Annotated in this window: 19 protein-coding genes and 2 tRNA genes; 16 read left to right on the top strand and 5 right to left on the bottom strand. The window is 64.4% G+C overall.

The features are described from left to right. Positions 1–15 precede the first annotated feature (15 nt). Together DXH78_RS02875 and DXH78_RS02870 are read right to left on the bottom strand one after the other, a co-directional pair. Positions 16–1,089: a Gfo/Idh/MocA family protein gene (locus DXH78_RS02875; protein ID WP_115515642.1), complete on the bottom strand. Its 1,074-nt coding sequence runs from the start codon at positions 1,087–1,089 to the stop codon at positions 16–18. Further along, the gene (locus DXH78_RS02870) at positions 1,086–1,835 is read right to left on the bottom strand and encodes a class I SAM-dependent methyltransferase (RefSeq protein WP_115515641.1); all 750 of its coding nucleotides are present in this window, start codon (positions 1,833–1,835) and stop codon (positions 1,086–1,088) included. The genes DXH78_RS02875 and DXH78_RS02870 overlap by 4 nt, the downstream gene beginning before the upstream one ends. Positions 1,836–1,965: 130 nt before the next feature. Here DXH78_RS02870 and DXH78_RS02865 point away from each other — a divergent pair, with 130 nt between their 5' ends. Continuing rightward, positions 1,966–4,092 (top strand): hypothetical protein, encoded by a 2,127-nt coding sequence (locus tag DXH78_RS02865; RefSeq protein ID WP_115515640.1) that lies wholly within the window; start codon positions 1,966–1,968, stop codon positions 4,090–4,092. 16 nt (positions 4,093–4,108) lie between these two features. Here the strand turns inward: DXH78_RS02865 and DXH78_RS02860 are convergent. Beyond that, a tRNA-Thr gene (locus DXH78_RS02860) sits at positions 4,109–4,183 on the bottom strand. Between the two features lie 148 nt (positions 4,184–4,331). On the opposite strand from DXH78_RS02860, the gene DXH78_RS19760 reads away from it, so the two are divergent. Both DXH78_RS19760 and murA read left to right on the top strand, forming a co-directional pair. Then, on the top strand, positions 4,332–4,508 hold the full coding sequence (locus DXH78_RS19760) for a hypothetical protein (protein ID WP_168192688.1): 177 nt from the start codon (positions 4,332–4,334) through the stop codon (positions 4,506–4,508). A gap of 215 nt (positions 4,509–4,723) precedes the next feature. After that, the gene (murA, locus tag DXH78_RS02855; RefSeq protein ID WP_115515639.1) at positions 4,724–6,013 is read left to right on the top strand and encodes a UDP-N-acetylglucosamine 1-carboxyvinyltransferase; all 1,290 of its coding nucleotides are present in this window, start codon (positions 4,724–4,726) and stop codon (positions 6,011–6,013) included. 55 nt (positions 6,014–6,068) lie between these two features. Here murA and DXH78_RS02850 read toward each other — a convergent pair whose 3' ends face one another. Beyond that, positions 6,069–6,521, bottom strand: a complete 453-nt coding sequence (locus tag DXH78_RS02850; protein WP_115515638.1) for a pyridoxamine 5'-phosphate oxidase family protein — start codon at positions 6,519–6,521, stop codon at positions 6,069–6,071. Between the two features lie 141 nt (positions 6,522–6,662). Between DXH78_RS02850 and DXH78_RS02845 the strand changes: the two genes are divergently transcribed. From DXH78_RS02845 to DXH78_RS02800, 10 genes are all read left to right on the top strand, one after another. Then, a complete protein-coding gene (locus DXH78_RS02845) occupies positions 6,663–7,118 on the top strand; it encodes a DUF2948 family protein (protein ID WP_115515637.1) in 456 nt (151 codons plus the stop codon). A gap of 91 nt (positions 7,119–7,209) precedes the next feature. Continuing rightward, complete coding sequence (gene hisD, locus DXH78_RS02840) at positions 7,210–8,511, top strand: histidinol dehydrogenase (protein WP_115515636.1); 1,302 nt, start codon at positions 7,210–7,212, stop codon at positions 8,509–8,511. A gap of 1 nt (position 8,512) precedes the next feature. Next, positions 8,513–9,007 carry a UPF0262 family protein gene (locus tag DXH78_RS02835; RefSeq protein WP_115515635.1) on the top strand — a complete coding sequence of 165 codons (495 nt, stop codon included), beginning with the start codon at positions 8,513–8,515 and terminating at the stop codon, positions 9,005–9,007. 127 nt (positions 9,008–9,134) lie between these two features. Next, positions 9,135–9,590, top strand: a complete 456-nt coding sequence (locus DXH78_RS02830) for an arsenate reductase ArsC (protein ID WP_115515634.1) — start codon at positions 9,135–9,137, stop codon at positions 9,588–9,590. A gap of 125 nt (positions 9,591–9,715) precedes the next feature. Continuing rightward, complete coding sequence (locus DXH78_RS02825; RefSeq protein ID WP_115515633.1) at positions 9,716–10,345, top strand: Maf-like protein; 630 nt, start codon at positions 9,716–9,718, stop codon at positions 10,343–10,345. A 156-nt stretch (positions 10,346–10,501) separates the two neighbouring features. Beyond that, positions 10,502–12,010: an AMP-binding protein gene (locus DXH78_RS02820; protein WP_115517691.1), complete on the top strand. Its 1,509-nt coding sequence runs from the start codon at positions 10,502–10,504 to the stop codon at positions 12,008–12,010. 25 nt (positions 12,011–12,035) lie between these two features. Beyond that, complete coding sequence (locus DXH78_RS02815) at positions 12,036–12,245, top strand: DNA gyrase inhibitor YacG (RefSeq protein ID WP_210209499.1); 210 nt, start codon at positions 12,036–12,038, stop codon at positions 12,243–12,245. Further along, entirely contained in the window at positions 12,242–12,766 is a 525-nt protein-coding gene (locus DXH78_RS02810) for a thiamine pyrophosphate-binding protein (protein WP_115515632.1), read from the top strand. Before DXH78_RS02815 ends, DXH78_RS02810 begins: the two co-directional genes overlap by 4 nt. Then, complete coding sequence (locus DXH78_RS02805) at positions 12,763–13,365, top strand: thiamine pyrophosphate-dependent enzyme (RefSeq protein WP_115515631.1); 603 nt, start codon at positions 12,763–12,765, stop codon at positions 13,363–13,365. The genes DXH78_RS02810 and DXH78_RS02805 overlap by 4 nt, the downstream gene beginning before the upstream one ends. A gap of 147 nt (positions 13,366–13,512) precedes the next feature. Next, positions 13,513–13,588 (top strand) — tRNA-Phe (locus tag DXH78_RS02800). Between the two features lie 382 nt (positions 13,589–13,970). Here DXH78_RS02800 and DXH78_RS02795 read toward each other — a convergent pair. Beyond that, positions 13,971–14,867 carry a LysR family transcriptional regulator gene (locus DXH78_RS02795; RefSeq protein WP_115515630.1) on the bottom strand — a complete coding sequence of 299 codons (897 nt, stop codon included), beginning with the start codon at positions 14,865–14,867 and terminating at the stop codon, positions 13,971–13,973. Positions 14,868–14,992: 125 nt separating this feature from the next. On the opposite strand from DXH78_RS02795, the gene DXH78_RS02790 reads away from it, so the two are divergent. From DXH78_RS02790 to DXH78_RS02780, 3 genes are read left to right on the top strand one after another with little or no spacing between them, the layout of a single operon-like run. Then, a complete protein-coding gene (locus tag DXH78_RS02790; protein WP_168192687.1) occupies positions 14,993–16,117 on the top strand; it encodes a mandelate racemase/muconate lactonizing enzyme family protein in 1,125 nt (374 codons plus the stop codon). After that, positions 16,114–17,196: a mandelate racemase/muconate lactonizing enzyme family protein gene (locus DXH78_RS02785; protein ID WP_115515628.1), complete on the top strand. Its 1,083-nt coding sequence runs from the start codon at positions 16,114–16,116 to the stop codon at positions 17,194–17,196. The genes DXH78_RS02790 and DXH78_RS02785 overlap by 4 nt, the downstream gene beginning before the upstream one ends. 57 nt (positions 17,197–17,253) lie before the next feature. Further along, the gene (locus tag DXH78_RS02780) at positions 17,254–18,444 is read left to right on the top strand and encodes an ABC transporter substrate-binding protein (RefSeq protein WP_115515627.1); all 1,191 of its coding nucleotides are present in this window, start codon (positions 17,254–17,256) and stop codon (positions 18,442–18,444) included. Positions 18,445–18,450: the final 6 nt, after the last annotated feature.

Below are 18,450 nucleotides of genomic sequence, written 5' to 3'. Positions count from 1 at the left end.
TCTCTATCCTTGTCCTTATTTCATCTCGTCCGGTGCCACGTCGACGAACCGCCCGTCGCGGTTTGAGCGCTGGGCGGCGTCGATCAGTTGCTGCACGCGGAAGCCGGCCGCGAAATCGGGCGCGGCGTTGGGCTTATAGCGGGGCTTGCCGGCGATGGCATCGATGAACTTGGCCGCCAGCCGCGACGCTGGGGCGACCCGGCCGTCGCTCTGGCCGGCGTCGGCCGGGTCCTCGACCGGGACTGGCGTCAGGTCGCCCGGCCGCTTGGCATGGCTCAGAACGAAGCCGCGCATGTAATCGGCGGTGCGGTTGTCCAGCACCAAGGTGCCGTCCTCGCCATAGAACTCGATGCGATGGCCGGTGCCGCGAAACGAGGCACAGCTCATGCTCAGGCTGGCGAGCGGCCCGCTGGCGTATTGCAGCGCCATCGCCACCGTGGTGTCGAGTTCGTTGTTGCCCGGCAGGCCGCCGACGCGGGCTTGCAAACCGGCGAGGGGGCCGGCGAACCATTCGAGATAGTGGAAGCAATGCGAGATGAAGTTGCCGAGCACGCCGCCGCCATCGTCGCGCAAGGTCTTCCAGTTCCGCATGCGGTTCTGGATCGAATAGTTCTCGACATGCCAGTGCACGGTGACGTGGCGCAGCTTGCCGATGGCGCCGTCGTCCAGCATCGCCTTGGCGCGCTGCCAGGCCATGATCTGATGGAAATTGAAATCGATGCCGGTCGGCAGGCCGCTTGCCGTCGCGGCCTCGAACATGGCGCGCGCCTCGTCGAGCGTCGAGGCCATCGGTTTCTCGGCGAACACCGGCTTGCCGGCGCTCAAGGCCGCCAGCGCGATCTCGGTCTGCAGACTGGGCACGGTGGCGATGGCCACCGCGTCGATGTCGGTGTCCGCGATGAGCGCGCGCCAGTCGCCATAGGCTTTCGGCACATTCGCGGCACGGGCATGGTCGGCGGCGCGCGCCTCGTTGCTGCCGGCGAACGCTGCGACCTCGCAGCGCGCATCGGCGCGGAACGCGGGCATCAGCACGGTGCGTCCGTAATTCACGCCGACAATGCCAAGTCTGATCGGATGTTGCCGGATCACGGCGCCGCCTTCGGCTTTTGGCCGTAGGTGAAGACGAAGGAGCGCCAGGGCGCCATGAATGCGGGTGCGAACAACACGCTATCGGCGAGATTGTAGGCCGGCAGCAGCCAGCGCAGCGCGCCGGAGGCGAGATAGCGATACTTCATGCCGGAATGAAATTCGGTGCCGGTCTTGAAGCCGGCGGCGGTAAACGCCTCGGTCAGATTGCGCGCGATCACCGGGCGCTCGTTCTCGGTAACGCCGACCGAGGAATAAAGCGGCGAAGACCGGTCGCGATAAAGATACATCGCCGGATTCATGCGGTTCGGATCGAAGGCGACGAAACGGCCGCCCGGCCGCAGAATTCGTTTGATCTCGGCGGCGCATTTCGACAATTCGGGCAGATGGTGGAGCACGCCGGCCAGCAGTACACCGTCAAAGCTGTCATCGGCAAAGGGCAGCCGCTCGATGTCGCCTTCCTGGAAGTCGATGCCGGGATGCGCCTCACGCGCGATGCGGATCAGCTTGGGGCTGAGATCGACGCCGGTGCAGGCAAAGCCGCGGCGGTTGAGCAGGCCGGTGAACACCCCCGAGCCGCAGCCGAGGTCGGCGATCCGGGCGCCGGGCGTAAACCCGCCGAGCCGCGCCACGATGTCGATAATGCGCTCGTTGGTGTCGGGCGTGAAAACGTCATAGGCCTTCGACGCCCCGTGGCTGTCGAAGAACGCGATTTCTCTCTCTTTATTTTGCGACAGAATGACCGACATGAAGCGGCTTCTAGCACGGGCTTTTCGGCCCCGACAATGTTTCGCCCCGCGGCGATTTACCGAGCTTTTAAAGCCGGTTAACCGCAGCCGGCAAGTGGCGGTGGCGGCGCCGTGATGCTATGGCAGCGCCATGCAGGACATAAGCCCCGAAGCCGAGTCGCAGACCTCCCGGACCGGGGTGAAGCTTGCCGTGTTTGCGCTTGCAGTCGCCGTGGCCGGCCTGCCGATCAATGACGTCGCGATCTATGCGGCTTTGGCGCTGGCCGCGGTTGCCATCTTCACCGGGACCGTTCGCGTCGACCCCAGACGCTGGGGTGCCGCCGCTGCGGTTGTCGCCGTGGCCATCGGCGCGCAGGTGGCGCTGGCACCGCCGCGCATCGACGAAGGCTTCAATGTCTTCCTGCCCGGCGGCGTGTTGGAGCGCGATCTGCCAGCCGATGTCTATCGCCACATGGCAGGCGCGTTCGACAAGCAATATCCGCCTGACAAGCGCTGCGATCCGGCGGCGTCGGGCTGCTGGCGCGCGGGCGTCATGCCCGATCGCGTCTATGCCTTTTCTGCGGATGGCATCTTTCACACGTCCGATCTGTCGCGCGCGGTGACGCGCTTCGATGTCGCCGATCCGATCTGGCACCGGCTCGGTTTCATCAACGAGATGCGCTTCAACTGGTACCCCGTGAGCGATGTGCAGCGCGCGCGCCGCGATGGCCGGGCCTGGAAAGGCTATGATCGCTGGCATCTCACTATGCCGTGGTTCACGATGATCCGGCTGCCGGCCGCTTATGTCGGCGGACAATTGTGCTGGACCGGCGATGTGCTGTGGGAAGGCGCGGGTGAACGCTTCGCGCCCGAAGCCGCAAAAGGTTGCCGCACCATCGTGCCCGACGATGCCGGCCGCCGCGTCGTCGGTGTCGGCATCAAACCGGACACGCTAACGATGCACCTTGAAGGGCCGCTTGGCGTGCGGCTCAAGCAATGGCTGCAGCCGCTGATCAAATTCGCCGCCATCGCCGAGATCGTGCTGTTGCTGATCCGGCTGCGGCCGTGCCGCGCAACCGCGCCGCTGCTTCTGCTCGCGCTGGCGATTGCCGTGATCGCCATCGACGATGCGAGTTTCCTTGGCGGCGTGCGTCCCTTCGACGGCGGCGACGACGGCATGTTCTACGACAGCGTCGGCCGCGACATGCTGCAGGCGATGCTGGCGGGACACTGGCGCGGCTTCCTCGAAGGTGGCGAGAGTATTTTCTATTACGGTGGACCGGCGCTGCGCTATTTCCGCGCGCTCGAACACATCGTGTTCGGCGATACTTATCTCGGGTATCTATCGCTCGTTCTGGTGCTGTCGTTCATTGTGCTCGCGTTGTTCCGGCGCTTTCTGCCGTCGCCATGGCCTCTGGCGTTTGCCATCCTTTTCTTGATTCCGATCGGCACCATTTTCGGCACCAGCTTCATCGACTACTCGAAATGGGCGGCGCGCGGCTTTGCCGATCCCGCCTGCTACATTCTGTTCATGGCCGGGCTGCTGCCGCTTCTTGGCCCGCGACGATCAGGCCCGGACAACCGCTTCTGGCCGGCCTTTTTCGGCGCGCTGCTGATTGCGCTCGGCATCGGCATGAAGCCTCTGGTGGCGCCGGCCGCGGCGGTGCTTCTCGGCGGCGCCGGGCTTGCCGCTTTGTATTGGCGGCAATGGTCGCGTCTCGCCGGCATGTGCATCGGCTTCCTGCCGGTGTTCTCGATGGCCTGGCACAACTGGGTGTTCGGCGGCCGCTTCGTGCTGTTCAGCGACAATGCCGGCCATCCGCTGGTATTGGTCATGCCGCCATCGGCATGGATCGGCGCGTTGCGCGAAGTCTTGACGCTCGACTTCAGCGGGGGCTTGACGCATCGCGCGATGATGCAGATTCCGAACTGGCTGTCCGGGCCGGCCGAATCATACTGGACAGTGCCGCTCAACGCCGCCGGCGTCGCGATGCTCGTTTATGTCGTGGTGCGTGGCCGTCGCTTCGATCCGTGGCTGCGGCTGGTTGGCGGCGCGGCGCTGGCTCAGCATGCAGTGGCACTGTTTTACGTGGCCACCGCGCGCTACCACTTCCTGACCTGGTTCCTGACGCTGCTGGTTGCCGCCGCCTTCATGCAGCAGATCGGCTTTGCGTGGCTCGAACGCCGCTATCCGGCGCTGATGACGCGGGTCACGCGCGTCCTTTGGCCGCCGCGGCTGGCGGCGGGCATTGAGCGGCTAGACGGCAAGGCTGGCTAAGGATCAGGCTGAAGGATGGTGCTGCCGGAGTGGATTGAACACTCGACCTCGTCATTACCAATGACGTGCTCTACCACTGAGCTACGGCAGCTGAAGGGACACGAAGGGCCGAAGGCCCGGTTCGCGAACGCGGCGGAAACTGCCACAGGCGCCCCTTTAAACGCAAGGCAACTTGGGCACAAGGCCTGAAGATAACGTGAACTTGCGAAAGTCGAACCGGGCCCGATACATACCTGCCCATGACCGGCCCTGACGATCCGCCGAAATCGGCCAAGAATGCCCAGAATGCCGCGCGCGAGGCGCGGCTGGCGGCTGCGTTGCGGGAAAATCTCAAGCGCCGCAAAGCCCAGGAACGAGCCAAGAGCCAGGGCGGCGCCAGGGACAAAGGCGCCGGCGAATCGGAGGACAACGGCTAGCGGACCCCGGCCGGGCGGAACCGGAACCGGACTTTCGCCTTATTGCCGGGCCATGAGGGCTGGCGGCCGGGGGGCGGTAACCCTCGGCCAAATTTGGCTTTGCGGCGGTCGGGCGGGCGGTCTAGATCGCCCCTATATCCAGCCACGCATTCTTTTGACGTGAGCCGGCTTTTGACGGAAGCCGTAGGGCCTGCGGGCTGGGAAACGGGGCGACGATGGACCGAATTCGTATTGTCGGCGGTGAAAAGCTGAACGGCACCATTCCGATTTCCGGCGCCAAGAACGCCACCTTGCCGCTGATGATCGCCAGCCTGCTGACCGAGGACAAGCTCGTCCTCGAGAACGTGCCGCGGCTTGCCGACGTCATCCAGTTGCAGCGCATCCTCGGCAATCACGGCGTCGACGTCATGATCGCCGGCAAGCGTGCCGGCGCCGACGCCAATGCCGGCCGCACCATCGAACTCTCCGCCGCGACCATCGCCGACACCACCGCGCCGTACGAGTTGGTGTCGACCATGCGCGCCAGCTTCTGGGTCATCGCGCCGTTGGTGGCCCGCATGGGCATCGCCAAGGTGTCGATGCCGGGCGGCTGCGCCATCGGCACGCGGCCGGTCGATCTGCTGATCATGGCGCTCGAGAAACTCGGCGCCGAGATCGAGATCGAAGGCGGCTATGTCATCGCCCGCGCTCCGAACGGCCTGCGCGGCGGCGAAATCAAGTTTCCCAAGGTGACGGTGAGCGGCACGCATACGGCGCTGATGGCCGCCGTGCTCGCGCGCGGCACCACGGTGATCGACAACGCGGCGCAGGAGCCGGAAGTCGGCGACGTCGCCGATTGCCTCAACAAGATGGGCGCCAAGGTGTCCGGCATCGGCACGTCGCGTCTGGTCGTCGAGGGCGTGGCCCGGCTCAACGGCGCGCGCCACACCGTGCTGCCCGACCGCATCGAGACCGGCACCTATGCCATGGCTGTGGCCATGACCGGCGGCGACGTGCTGCTGCAGAATGCGCGGCCGGAACTGTTGCAGGCGGCGCTTGACGTCATCGCGCAGTCCGGCGCCACCGTGACGACGACCAATGAAGGCATCCGCATCACCCGCAACGGCGCCGGCATCAAGCCGGTGGACGTGACGACCGCGCCATTCCCGGGCTTTCCGACCGATCTGCAGGCGCAGCTGATGGCGCTGATGACGCGGGCCGAAGGCACCTCGCACATCACCGAAACCATCTTCGAAAACCGCTTCATGCATGTGCAGGAACTGGCGCGCCTCGGTGCCCGCATCCAGCTCGACGGCATGCGGGCGACCATCGAGGGCGTCAAGAAGCTGAAGGGCGCGCCGGTGATGGCGACCGATCTGCGCGCCTCGGTATCGCTGGTGATCGCCGCGCTCGCCGCCGAAGGCGAGACCATCGTCAACCGCGTCTACCATCTCGACCGCGGCTTCGAGAAACTCGAAGAAAAGCTCGGCCGCTGCGGCGCCAGGATCGAGCGCATCAGCGGATGATTATGCCACGTCATTCCGGACGCCGCGCATAAACGCCTTGGAATGACGATGAGATTTACAGCTTCACCAGATCGGTGTGGCCGAAGCCTTTCGTGTAATCCAGCACTGAGATCACCGTCGGCTCGAGGCGGAAGATGGCGACTTCGTCCGGTGTTGGCATGGCGAACGGCACCCTGGTGTCGGGCGGATACTTCGCCGGCAGCAGGCTCAGGACCCGCGCGGCCTCTGTACGGTCGGCGACGCGGATGGCATGCGCCGCCATCGATAGCCCGGTGATCCCCATCAGGTCGTCGGTATCGCGGTCGATGGTCGCAGAGACGCGATTGTCCCGGGCGATGTTGGCGGCCTTCTGGCTGCCGAGTCCGCAGAGGAAATAGAGCCTGTCGCCGTCATTGACGTAGCCGACGGTGGTCGCCTGTGGCCAGCCGTCCGGCCGCAGCGTTGCCACGGTCATGATGCGGTGGCCGTCGAGCAGCGCCCTGATCTTGGTCCGGAGCGCGTTCTGCATGATAAGCCTCCCGAAACCGGTTCGGCGGCAAACTAGAACCCGAGGCCGTCCGCAGCGTTGATCGGCGTCAATTGCGGGCGAAAGGTGATCTTGCGGCATGCACCGCCGCTGCCTAGCTTGTGAGCAAGGGGAGCGACCGCCATGGATCGGGTAGCCCAGCCATTGAAATTCACCGTCCTCGACGAAGAGGACCTCGAAGTCGTGTCGACCCACCTGCAGGACGCGGTGATCAAGGTTGCCGACGTCATCTGGCAGCCGCAGGCCAAGCGCCTGGTGATCGGGCTCAACCGCTTCGACTGGGAACAGGCCGTTGCCGACAAGCCGCAGACCTGCCGCCGCCGTTCGGCCCTGCGCTTCGAGCGCGTGCAGTCCTTCAAGTGCCGCGGCGTCGATCCGGCCGCCAAGGACGGCGTTCTCAACCTGCTGACGGTCGAGTTCAGCGAAACCGAGGCGCCGTCGGGCGCCGTGACCCTCATCTTCTCCGGCGACGCCGCGATGCGGCTTGAGGTCGAATGCCTGGAGGCCGAGCTGGTCGATCTCGGCCCGGTCTGGAACTGCACCGGCCGCCCGGTCCATGCCGTCGAGGCCAAGGACTGACGCCCGGCGCCGGCCCGGTTGACGGATCGGCCCCTGCACGCCATTGACCTTGGGTCTTTACTGAAGCCTTGCCTTCCGGCCGGATGACCCCATGCCCCTGCGCCTTGACGCCCGCGACGCCGATTTCAACGAGCGCTTCCGCGCCTTCCTCGGCGCCAAGCGCGAAGCCTCGGCCGATGTCGAGACCGCCGTGCGCGGCATCATCGCCGACGTGCAGGCCCGCGGCGACGAGGCGCTCATCGCGCTGACCGCCAAATTCGACCGTGTCGATCTGTCGACGTTCGGCCTTCGTGTCGGCGATGCCGAAATAGACGCTGCGATGGCCCTATGCGACCCGGAGGCGCTCGCCGCGCTCAAACTGGCGCGCGACCGTATCGAGGCCTATCACCTGCGCCAGAAGCCGAAGGACGATTGCTTCACCGACGCGCTCGGCGTCGAGCTCGGCACGCGCTGGACCGCGATCGAGGCCGTCGGTCTTTACGTGCCCGGCGGCACCGCCGCCTATCCGTCGTCGGTGCTGATGAACGCCGTGCCGGCCAAGGTCGCCGGCTGCGAACGTCTTGTGATGGTGGTGCCGACTCCGGACGGCAAATTGTCGCCGCTGGTGCTGGCGGCAGCGAAGATCGCCGGCGTCGATGAGATCTACCGCATCGGCGGCGCGCAGGCGGTGGCCGCGCTTGCTTACGGCACAAAGACCATCAAGCCGGTGGCGAAGATCGTCGGCCCGGGCAACGCCTATGTCGCCGCCGCCAAGCGTGTCGTGTTCGGTCAGGTCGGCATCGACATGATCGCCGGCCCGTCCGAAGTGCTGATTATTGCCGACAAAACCGGCAACCCGGACTGGATCGCCGCTGATCTGCTGGCGCAGGCCGAGCATGATGTCAGCGCGCAGTCGATCCTCATCACCGACGACGCTGCGCTCGCCGCGTCGGTCGAGAAGGCCGTCGAGTCGCAGCTCAAGACCTTGCCGCGCGCCTCAACCGCCAGCCAGTCGTGGCGTGACTTCGGCGCCGTCATCATGGTTGGCAAGCTGGACGATGCCATTCCGCTCGTCGATCGTCTGGCGCCCGAGCATCTCGAGATCGCGGCGGAAGATCCTGAACGTTTCGTCTCGGCGATCCGCAATGCCGGCGCCATCTTCATCGGCGCGCATACGCCGGAAGCCATCGGCGATTATGTTGCCGGCTCCAACCACGTGCTCCCGACGGCGCGCTCGGCGCGGTTCTCGTCGGGCCTCGGCGTGCTCGATTTCATGAAGCGCACGTCTTTGCTGAAGTGCGGCCCTGACCAGTTGCGCGCGCTCGGGCCCGCCGCCATTGCGCTCGGCAAGGCGGAGGGGCTGGATGCTCATGCGCGCTCGGTGGCGATCAGACTGAACCTGCCCGGGAGCTGACATGACCGACAAGGCCAAGCCCGCGGCGATGAAGCAACGCCTGGTGGGCGTCACGCTGGATGAGGCCTCGATCGGCCGCGCCAACCCGGACGTCGAGCACGAGCGCGCCATCGCCATTTATGATCTGCTCGAACAGAATCATTTCAAGCCGGTCGAGCACGAGGGCGGCCCCTACACGCTCAGTCTCAGCATCAATGACAATCGTCTGGTCTTCGACATTCGCCTCGAGGACGGCACGCCGGTGGTCGCGCATCTGTTTTCGCTGTCGCCTTTGCGCCGGATCGTGAAGGACTACTACATGATCTGCGACAGTTACTATCAGGCGATCCGTACGGCGACGCCGGACAAGATCGAGGCGATCGACATGGGCCGGCGCGGCATTCACAACGAAGGCTCGCGCATCCTGATCGAGCGGCTGAAGGACAAGGTGACGGTGGACATGGACACCGCGCGCCGCCTGTTCACGCTGATCTGCGTGTTGCACTGGAAGGGGTGACGCCGATGCGTTGCGTCCTTTTCCAGATCATTGTCATTCCGGGGTGCGGGCGTAGGCCCGTGAACCCGGAATCCAGCGGATGGATTCCGGGTTCGTGCGTTTCACGCGCGCGCCGGAATGACGGGTAATGGCGCCCACGCGGCCGCAAGCCGTGTTGTTCTCGTGCGGCTACAACGCCGTGCGCTCGCCGATGGCCGAGGGCCTGTTCAAGCAGCTTTACGGCAAGACGGTCTATGTGCAGTCCGCCGGCGTGCAGAAGGGCGATCTCGATCCCTTCGCCGTGGCGGTGATGGATGAACTCGGCATCGATATTTCGCGGCACAAGCCCATAGACTTCGAGGAGCTTGAAGACCTCGAAGGCCTGAACTTTGATCTCATCGTGACGCTGTCGCCGCCGGCGCATCACAAGGCGCTGGATCTCACGCGTACCGCGGCCGTCAATGTCGAATACTGGCCGACGGTCGATCCGACCGGCATCGAAGGTTCGCGCGAACAGAAGCTGGATGCCTATCGCGCGGTGCGCGATCAGTTGATGGCGCAGATCCGCAAACGCTTCGGCGCGGATGGTGGCGGGAATGAGTGATTTTTTCTTATGCCTCCCCCGAAGGGGGAGGGACAAGCGGCAAGTTTGCACTCCCACCCTTCATCCGCTAGTTTCCGCGGCCATTCGAACGCTTTGTTCATTTTCCAGACGGTATCTCTAACCCCATGATCGGCCGTCCGAAATTCGTCCTCGCTTCCGGCTCGCCGCGCCGCCTGGCGCTTGTCAACCAGGCCGGCATCGAACCCGATGCGCTGAAACCCTCCGACGTCGACGAGACGCCGAAGCGCGGCGAAATCCCGCGCGCCTACGCCAACCGGCTGGCCAAGGAGAAGGCGCAAGTCGCGCTCGACAATGTGCGCCTCGATGACGAATTGCGCGGCGCGTACGTCCTCGCCGCCGATACGGTCGTCGCCGTCGGCCGCCGCATTTTGCCGAAGGCGGAGTTGCTCGATGAGGCGCAGCAGTGCCTGCGTCTGCTGTCGGGCCGTAATCACCGCGTCTATACGTCGATCTGTCTGGTGACACCGCGCGAGAGTTTCCGCCAGCGTCTGGTCGAAACGCGCGTGCGCTTCAAACGCCTGACCTCGGAAGACATCGAATCGTATCTCGCCTGCGGCGAATGGCGCGGCAAGGCCGGCGGCTATGCCGCGCAGGGCATTGGCGGCACGTTCATCGTCAAGCTGGTGGGCTCTTACTCGAACGTCGTTGGCCTGCCACTCTATGAGACGATGGCGTTGCTGGGCGGCGAAGGTTATCCGATCCGCTTCGGCTGGCTGAACACGGTGTTGGCTTAATTCATGTGCCGTTATTCCGGGACGCGCGCAAAAGCGCGTTAACGCGCGTCTTCGACGTGCTGTGCGCGAACCCGGAATCCAGCCGCAAACGCTGGGCAAGTTTCTGGATTCCGGGTTCGCTCACTTCGTTTGCGCCCGGCATGACGGGTGAACGACATGAACCTCGCTTCCTGGCTTTCCCGCTCCGGTCTGTCGCATCCGTATATGCCCGCCGCGGCTTTGGGCCCGCGCGTGGCGATGACCTATGGCGAACTGGCGCTGCGCGCGGCAAGGCTCGCCGGCGCGCTCCGCAACAAGCTCAAGCTTGAGCCCGGCGACCGCGTCGCCATCGTTGCCAAGAATTCTCCGGACTTTCTCGTGCTGCTCTATGGCATCTGGCACGCCGGTCTTGCCGCTGTGCCGGCCAACGCCAAGCTGCATGGCGCCGAACTCGGCTACATTCTCGAGCATTCCGGCGCGCGCGTCTGCTTTGCCTCCAAGGGCCTCGACGCCGAGATTGCGCCGCATGCGCCCAAGTCCCTGGAACGCCTCATCGCCATCGGCAGCGCCGAGTACAACGCGCTGTTCGAGGCCGATGCCATCGATGTCGTGTCGCGCGCGGGCGACGACCTGGCCTGGCTGTTCTACACCTCGGGTACGACGGGCAAGCCGAAAGGCGCCATGCTCACTCATCGCAATATCGCCTGGGCGAGCCATGCATATGGTTCGGAAGTCGATCCCGTGTCGCCCGGTGATGCCATTCTCCATGCCGCGCCGATGAGCCACGGCTCCGGTCTCTATATCATGCAACATGTTGCGCGGCTTGGCGTGCAGGTCGTGCCGGAAAGCGGCGCTTTCGAGCCGGATGAAATCTTCGCGCTGTTCGAGCGCTGGCCGAACGTCTCGATGTTCGCCGCGCCGACCATGATCAAGCGCCTCGTTGACAGCGCCGCCGATGGCCATGCCGCCAATATCCGCACATTGGTCTGGGGCGGCGCGCCGATGTATGTCGAGGATTGTCTGAAGGCGCTCGACCGTTTCGGCCCGAAGCTGGCGCAGATTTACGGGCAGGGCGAGTCGCCCATGACCATCACCACGTTGTCGAAGCAGGATATCGCCGATCGTGATCATCCGCGCTGGCGCGAGCGCCTCGGCTCCGCTGGCCGCCCTTATGCCTGCGTCGATGTGGTCGTCGCGGACGATGATGGCCGGCCGCTGCCGCCAGGAGAGACCGGCGAAATCCTGGTCGGCGGCGATGTGGTCATGAAAGGCTACTGGCGCAACGATGAGGCGACCGCCGCCGCGCTGCGCGGCGGCTATCTGCACACCGGCGATGTCGGCGCCTTCGATGCCGACGGCTATCTGACGCTGAAGGACCGATCCAAGGATCTGATTATCTCCGGTGGCTCCAACATCTATCCGCGCGAGGTCGAGGAAGTGCTGCTCACCCATCCCGCCGTGCGCGAAGTCTCGGTGATCGGCCGGCCGGACGCCGAATGGGGCGAGGCGGTGGTAGCCTATGTGGTCGGCGCGGCGCCGCCGGCGGAACTCGACGCGCTGTGTCTTTCCAGCATTGCCCGCTTCAAGCGGCCGAAGGACTATGTTTTTGTCGACGCCCTGCCGAAGAACAATTACGGCAAGATCCTGAAAACCGAATTGCGGGCGCGCGACGCGCAGCGGCAGTGACTATATTGGGCCCACGAGCGACCCCATGAACAAGCCGATCCGAAAGACCGCCACCATGCGCTGCCCGATCTGCCGCGAGGCGACCGATGTCGCCTTCAAGCCGTTCTGCTCCAAGCGCTGCGCCGATATCGACCTCAACCGCTGGCTCACCGGCGTCTATGCCGTGCCGGTGAAAGAGGAAGAAGACGAGGACGGCACCCGCCCGTCCGACGGCATCGAGGAACGCAACGAATGAATGCCGCCGCGATCGACTGGCCGGAACAGCTTTACGCCACGCTCAAGCGCGCGGATATCCGGCAGGTCGGCTATGTGCCGGACGCCGGCCACGCGCGGCTGATCGACCGCGTTCGCGCCGATCCCGATATCCACGACGTCGTGCTGTCGACCGAGGAGGAGGGCATCGCGCTGGCCGCCGGCGCCTGGCTCGGTGGCCAGCGTGCGGTGCTGCTGATGCAGTCGAGCGGCGTCGGCAACTGCGTCAACATGCTGTCGCTGGCGCGCACCTGTCGCTTTCCCCTGCTGATGATGATCACCATGCGCGGCGAGTGGGAAGAGTTCAATCCGTGGCAGCAGCCGATGGGCTCTATCGTCGAGCCGGTGATGAAGCTCAACGAGGCCGAGATCTATCGCGCGACGAAGCCGGACGAAGTCGAAGGCCTCGCCGAGCGCGCCGTGCAGCATGTGTTCGGCGACGAACGCATCGCGGCGCTGATTCTGTCGCAGCAACTCATCGGCAAGAAGGTCTGGACCAAATGACGGCGCAACCGACAGGCGGACTCGATCGCCGCGCCGCCATGGCGGCGCTGCTCGCCGATCACGGCGAGGACCTCGTCGCCATTCCCGGCCTCGGCTCGACCTGCTGGGATCTCGCCGCGGCGGGCGACAGCGACCGCAACTTCTATCTCTGGGGCGCCATGGGTGGCGCGGCGATGGTGGGGCTGGGTCTTGCGCTGGCGCAGCCGGAGCGGCGCGTGCTGGTCGTGACCGGCGACGGCGAGATGCTGATGGGCATGGGCTCGCTCGCCACCATCGGCATCAAGAAGCCGGCCAATCTGGCGGTCGTGGTTTTCGACAACGGCCATTACGGCGAAACCGGCATGCAGCCGAGCCACACCCAGGGCGGCGGCGTCGATCTGGTGGCGGTGGCGCGGGGGTGCGGCTTCGACGCCGCGATGGATGTCCGGGACGAGGCGGGGCTGGCCGCGCTGGTGGCGCGCGTCAGAACGCTGGCCGGGACGGGGCCGCTTTTTGCCCGGCTGGCGATTTCCGCAGCGGAGGCGCCCCGGGTGCTGCCCGAGCGCGACGGCGTTGTCCTCAAGAACCGTTTTCGGGCGGCTATCGGCCTGAAACCGTAGAGGAATTTTCGTACCCACGGTTCTGGACAGGGGCTGGCAGTCCCTCTATAACGCGGCGCTCGACTTGACCGGCCGCGAACGGATTGTTTCCCGACGCCCCTCAAGTCTGGTTCCGGACGTTGCCAACTCTCGTCCGGAAGCGCGTGGGCCCAGGTAGCTCAGTTGGTAGAGCATGCGATTGAAAATCGCAGTGTCGGTGGTTCGATCCCGCCCCTGGGCACCAACACCCCGTTTACCTCTGTTCTGTTCGCCGTCATCCGTTGACGCTACGCACATCGCAATCGTCGCGGATAACGATGAGAGCTTTGCAGGCCAAGAAGCGGCATACGCGCTCGCAAAGCGGTTAAAGAGCGAGAGCCGTGTCGTAACCGTTCATGTTCCGGAGGGGTCGGGAAGACTGGAACGTTGTCCATCGCGCAGGCTTTTCGACCGGCTGACGCGTGCCCTACGCTGCGGCGATCCGCGGGTTAGGTCCTAAGGGGCGACGACGACGGACATCTTCTCAAGGGTACTGGCAGGCCATAACCGTAACCTTGTGTGCAGAGCGGTGCCGCATAGCGATATCGCTGCAAAGAGCGTCGTTTGCGGCGTTGGCGCGGCGCAGGTCACACCTTGGCGCTCTTGGCGGCTTTGCGGAGCGCGGAGATCATGATGCGTGTCGGACGTGACAAGGTTGCATTCTTCGGCACCAGAACCTGGGCGACCACTTCCGTCCGCGGCCGTACCTTGAGTCGCACGAGACCGTGATCGCGATTGTCCATCAGCCAGAACGGATCGACAATGGCGACACCGGCGCCCGCTCGCGCGAGCGCACAGGCGACAGACGACTGGTTGACCTCGAGCGTAATACGGCGCGCTACCCCGGCATCGCGGAACGTCTTTTCGACCAGTACTCCGAGCGGCAGGCTGCGGCTGAACGATATGAGGGGGTAGGACTCCAGATCTTTCGGCGTGACCTGCGACCGCGCGGCCAGGGGATTGTCGGGGTGCACGACGCAGATGAGTTCGGCGGAACACAGCTCGAAGAGCTGCGCATCGAAATGCGACAAGGGCGAGAGCACCAGCCCGAAATCGACATGCTCGTCAATGACGCTGTTGACGACGCTGATATTGTCCATCGTGTGTATCGTGATCTGAACGTGCGGCCGGGTCTGCTTGAACGCGGTCACCGCCACCGGCAGCAGGTTTTCCGCCAGCGTCGGCGTCGCCGCGATGTGGATCGAGCCGACCTTGGTATCCCTCATGTCTTCGAGCATGCGGCCGACGCGCTCGACGCCGTCGAAGATGCGATCGAGGTCGGTCATGAGCGCCGACGTTTCCATGGTCGGCTGCAGGCGTCCCTGCTTGCGCAGGAAAAGCGGAAAGCCGGCGGCGCGTGAACAGTCGCGCAGCATCATGCTCACCGCCGGCTGGGAAATCCCGAGCGCACTCGCGGCGCCGATGACCGAGCCATGCCGGCATACGGCTCGCACCACCTGCAACTGGCGGAAACTCAAGGACATAAGAAATACTGATATAGATGTAAGCTCTGGTCAATTGACCTTATCTAACGCCACGGTAGCGTCCGGACCCCAAGGATAGAAAAGCCAAGCAGGGCGGGATCGAACGACACATCATGGCTAGTTCCGTGAAGATCACGTCTGTCGAGAGCTTCATTGTCGCCCTGCCGTGCGACATGGGCGGCCCGCCGCCGCTTTTCGCCGGCAAGCCCTGGACGCATCTCGAAATCCTGCTGGTCAAGGTGACGACCGAAGACGGGCTCGTCGGCTGGGGCGAGGCTTTCGGCCATGCCTCGATCCCCGCCACCAAGGCGGCGCTGGACACCATCGTCGGTCCGCTCGTGATCGGGCGTGACGCCAGCGACATCAACGCTCTGACTCGAAGCATCCAGCACGCCGTGCATCTGCTCGGCCGCAACGGTCCCTTCGTCTTTGCCTATTCCGGCATCGAGATCGCGCTGTGGGATCTGCTCGGCAAGCGCTGCGGCAGGCCGCTCTATCAGCTCTTCGGCGGTGGGCAGCGGACCGAACTTGAGGCCTATGCGAGCCTTCTGGCCTACAGTAACCGCGAGGAGCTGGTCGCCCGGAACACGGCCGCGGCCTGCGCCAGTGGCTACCGTTACATCAAGCTGCATGAGACGACGCGCGAAGCCGTGCTCGCTTCGAAAGAGGCCGCGCGCGCCACCAACGCGCGCATCATGCTCGACGTGAATTGCGCTTGGTCGGTGCCGGTGGCACGCGACATGGCCGACGCCTTGGCCGAAGATGACCTAATGTGGCTGGAGGAACCGGTCTGGCCGCCGGAGGATTGCCATGGCCTGGCGCAGGTGCGCGAGCGCGGCATCCCGATTTCTGCAGGCGAGAATGTCGCCGGGCTATTCGGCTTCAAATCGCTGATCGAAGCCGGGGCGATCGATGTCGCGCAGCCGAGCGTGACAAAGATCGGTGGCATCGGCGAGATGCTGCGTGTCATCAATTATTGCCAGTCGCAGGGCGTTGAGGTCGCTCCGCACAGTCCGTATTTCGGCCCTGGCTTCATCGCGACGCTACACATTACGGCGGCGCTGATCGACAGACCGCTGGTCGAGGTGCTGTGGCTTGAGATGGAAGGCAACCCCTTCGGTTCCTGGGTGACGGCAAAAAACGGCAAAGTGCAAGTGCCGCAGGGACCGGGACTCGGCTGCGATCCCGATCTCGATCTGGTGGCGCAGTACTCGTCCGCCGCGGCGACATCCGGTCAGGTGCGCCGATGAAGATCGCTCGCGTCGAGACGACCCCGGTCGTTGTCAAGCTGAAGAAGCCGATCGGCACAGCGTTCGGGCAGATCCATTCCTTTGGCTGCATCCTGATCTTTGTTCACGGCGACACCGGAGTGATCGGCGAAAACTTGGTCTTCACGCTGAATAATCGGCGTACGAAAGTTCTATGCCAGATGATCGACGAGCTTGCCGATCTTCTGATCGGCCGCGACGCCGGACACATCGCGGAGTTCTGGGCGCGGGCCTGGAAGGACATAAATTTCCTCGGTCATAAGGGCGTGCCGGTTGTCGGCATCTCGGCGCTCGACGGCGCTCTCTGGGATGCGCTGGGCAAGACCGTCAATCTGCCGCTCTATCGCCTTCTCGGCGGCGCGCAGGCGAGGGTGCCGGCCTATCATAGCGGCGGGCTATGGCTAACGAGCACGATCGATGAACTCACGGCCGAAGCCGAGAGTTTCATGTCGGCGGGCTTCAAGGCGATGAAGATGCGGATTGGTGCCGCAGATCCGGTGACCGATGCGGCGCGCGTGCGCGCCGTGCGCAAGGCGATTGGTCCCAAAATCCGCCTGATGGTGGACGCCAACCAGCAACTGAACGAAAACCAGGCGATAAGACTCGGCCGGTTGCTCGAAGAGTTCGATCTGACATGGTTCGAGGAGCCCCTGCCGGCGTGGGACCTCGACGGTCTGGCGCGCGTCTCGGCCGCGCTCGATACGCCGATCGCCAGTGGTGAAACCGAATACACGCGTTACGGATTTCGCCGCATGCTGGAATTGCGTTCTGCGGACATTCTGATGCCGGATCTACAGCGTGCCGGCGGCGTCAGCGAATTCATGCGCGTGGGACACATGGCCGAAAGCCATGACGTGCCGGTGTCGAGCCATCTGTTCCCCGAGACCAGCATCCAGGTGCTGGGCGGGCTCTCGAACGCCATCTATCTGGAATACATGCCGTGGTTTTCCGAGCTGTATCGCGAGCAGCTTGAATTCGAGAACGGCGATGCGATCGTTCCGGAACGACCGGGATGGGGGTTCACGTTCAATATGGATTACGTCGAACGGCTCAGGACCTGATGTCTTGAGCCGGCGGCGACGAAGAAGCACTAAATACAAAAACATAGGGAGGAAGTCATGAGGATTACTCGCCGCGATTTCACGAAGGGAACGGCGGCCGCCGCCGGCGCCGCCGCTTTCGGGCTTGCCAGCCCGGCCGTTGCGCAGTCCGGTCCGATCCGCATCGGCTGGCTGGCCGCCTTGACCGGTCCAAGCTCGGCGCCCGCCATCGGCTTCGACCGTGGCGTCAAGTTCGCCACCGAGACGATCAATGCCGCCGGTGGCGTCAAGGGCCGCAAGATCGAAATCATCACCCGCGACACGCAAGGGGACCCGACCAAGGCCGTCAATGCCACGCAGGAGATGATTAGCCAGTTGAAGGTTGATGCCGTCTGGGGTCCGACGAATTCCGGCGAGTCGCTGGCGATCACCCCGATCATGTCGCGCGCCAAGATGCCGAACATTCATCCTTGCGTGATCGACAGCTTGATAGACGAAAAGAAGTTCCCGAACGCTTTCCGGCTGTCGCCGTCCAATACGCAGTGGGACGACGCCGTCCGGCGCTATACCCTGCAGATTCTTAAAGCCAAGAAGGTCGCCGTTATCGGCGACACCACAGGCTACGGGGTCGCCGCCCTCAATGCATCGGTCGCCGGGCTCAAGAAGGACGGCGCCGACGTGGTCTATCAGGCCAATATCGACGCCACGCAGCCGGACATGACGCCGGACCTGTTGCGCGCCAAGAACGCCGGCGCGGAAGCCATCGTCGTCTGGAGCACGTCGACCGGCATGGATGCACGCCTTTTCAATACGCGCGCCAATATGGGCTGGGACGTGGCTTTCGTCGGCCATCCGTCCATGTCGTCAGGCGAGATCAAGGCGCTGATCGAAAAGCCCGCCAACTGGGAAAAGGTCTACGCGGTCGGTTACCGGAGTTGCAGCTACGATGCTGCCGGCAAGCTGCCGCCGCGCAGCGAGGAGTTCGTCGCGAAGCTCAAGAGCAAGGTCGATCTCAAGGACACCCTGCTGTGGTGGGTCGCCGGCGGTTACGACGCCATCAATCTTGTCGCGAAGGCTTTCCAGGAGGGCGCCGCGTCCCACGAGGACATCATCAAATACTGGAACAGCGTGAAGAAGTATCCGGGCTACTTCGGGGAATATACATTCACGCCCACGGAGCATAACGGCTATCCGGGCCAGGACGTGGTGATGTCCGACGCCAGCAGCGCGAAGGACGGAACGTTCCGCCTCGCGCCAGGCTACGCGTAAGGATAT

This window comes from Undibacter mobilis (assembly GCF_003367195.1).
Classification (GTDB): Bacteria; Pseudomonadota; Alphaproteobacteria; order Rhizobiales; family Xanthobacteraceae; genus Pseudolabrys; species Pseudolabrys mobilis.
Note: the sequence above shows the minus strand (reverse complement) of the source record. Positions and strands in the feature narration are given on the sequence as shown.

Excerpts from the sequence above, each read along its gene's own strand:
- DXH78_RS02870 (WP_115515641.1), bottom strand. The coding sequence starts at position 1,835 with ATGTCGGTCATTCTGTCGCAAAATAAAGAGAGAGAAATCGCGTTCTTC.
- DXH78_RS02865 (WP_115515640.1), top strand. The coding sequence starts at position 1,966 with ATGCAGGACATAAGCCCCGAAGCCGAGTCGCAGACCTCCCGGACCGGG.
- DXH78_RS19760 (WP_168192688.1), top strand. The coding sequence starts at position 4,332 with ATGACCGGCCCTGACGATCCGCCGAAATCGGCCAAGAATGCCCAGAAT.
- murA (WP_115515639.1), top strand. The coding sequence starts at position 4,724 with ATGGACCGAATTCGTATTGTCGGCGGTGAAAAGCTGAACGGCACCATT.
- DXH78_RS02850 (WP_115515638.1), bottom strand. The coding sequence starts at position 6,521 with ATGCAGAACGCGCTCCGGACCAAGATCAGGGCGCTGCTCGACGGCCAC.
- DXH78_RS02845 (WP_115515637.1), top strand. The coding sequence starts at position 6,663 with ATGGATCGGGTAGCCCAGCCATTGAAATTCACCGTCCTCGACGAAGAG.
- hisD (WP_115515636.1), top strand. The coding sequence starts at position 7,210 with ATGCCCCTGCGCCTTGACGCCCGCGACGCCGATTTCAACGAGCGCTTC.
- DXH78_RS02835 (WP_115515635.1), top strand. The coding sequence starts at position 8,513 with ATGACCGACAAGGCCAAGCCCGCGGCGATGAAGCAACGCCTGGTGGGC.
- DXH78_RS02830 (WP_115515634.1), top strand. The coding sequence starts at position 9,135 with ATGGCGCCCACGCGGCCGCAAGCCGTGTTGTTCTCGTGCGGCTACAAC.
- DXH78_RS02825 (WP_115515633.1), top strand. The coding sequence starts at position 9,716 with ATGATCGGCCGTCCGAAATTCGTCCTCGCTTCCGGCTCGCCGCGCCGC.
- DXH78_RS02820 (WP_115517691.1), top strand. The coding sequence starts at position 10,502 with ATGAACCTCGCTTCCTGGCTTTCCCGCTCCGGTCTGTCGCATCCGTAT.
- DXH78_RS02815 (WP_210209499.1), top strand. The coding sequence starts at position 12,036 with ATGAACAAGCCGATCCGAAAGACCGCCACCATGCGCTGCCCGATCTGC.
- DXH78_RS02810 (WP_115515632.1), top strand. The coding sequence starts at position 12,242 with ATGAATGCCGCCGCGATCGACTGGCCGGAACAGCTTTACGCCACGCTC.
- DXH78_RS02805 (WP_115515631.1), top strand. The coding sequence starts at position 12,763 with ATGACGGCGCAACCGACAGGCGGACTCGATCGCCGCGCCGCCATGGCG.
- DXH78_RS02795 (WP_115515630.1), bottom strand. The coding sequence starts at position 14,867 with ATGTCCTTGAGTTTCCGCCAGTTGCAGGTGGTGCGAGCCGTATGCCGG.
- DXH78_RS02785 (WP_115515628.1), top strand. The coding sequence starts at position 16,114 with ATGAAGATCGCTCGCGTCGAGACGACCCCGGTCGTTGTCAAGCTGAAG.
- DXH78_RS02780 (WP_115515627.1), top strand. The coding sequence starts at position 17,254 with ATGAGGATTACTCGCCGCGATTTCACGAAGGGAACGGCGGCCGCCGCC.